Raw genomic sequence first — 534 nt, forward strand, 5'->3', positions numbered from 1 at the left:
CGGCTGTTATTCCGGAGTGAATTGCGCCAGGTCGACCGGCGCGCCGAAAACTCGCGCTGACGTTTGAAGGCATGGGCCCGATTCGATCAGAGATCATCGCCTTGACTATTCGAACCGCCGCTTGGCTCTAAACACAAACTGTGATCAGATGATCACGCTTGCTTCGGCGGGCGCACTCGGGCATCGCACATAGCTTCTGCCGGCATCTGAGGAAAGCAAAACCGTGGCTCTGGGCTTCGAACCCGTATCGGGACGCATCACCGTCCAGGATGGCGTCTACCAACAGCTCCGCCATGCCTTGATGGTCGGCAGCTTCGATCCGGGACAGGTGCTGACCATCGCCGCGCTGGCCGAGGCCTTCGGCACCTCGAACATGCCGGTGCGCGAGGCCTTGCGGCGGCTGGCGGCGGAAAACGCGCTGGAGATCTCACAGAACGGCTCGGCCTGCGTGCCGGTCGTCACGCGGGCGCGGCTCGACGACCTTTGCCGGGCCCGTCTCGCCGTCGAGGGGCTGGCGGCCGAACTCGGCGCGCC

Annotated in this window: 1 protein-coding gene; it reads left to right on the forward strand. The window is 64.8% G+C overall.

Annotation, left to right across the window (positions count from 1 at the left end):
- Positions 1-223: 223 nt before the first annotated feature.
- Positions 224-534 (forward strand): GntR family transcriptional regulator (locus EN742_RS37160; RefSeq protein ID WP_148670624.1); only part of this gene is annotated, 311 nt, incomplete at its 3' end.

It is taken from the genome of Mesorhizobium sp. M4A.F.Ca.ET.020.02.1.1, assembly GCF_004022645.1.
Classification (GTDB): domain Bacteria; phylum Pseudomonadota; class Alphaproteobacteria; order Rhizobiales; family Rhizobiaceae; genus Mesorhizobium.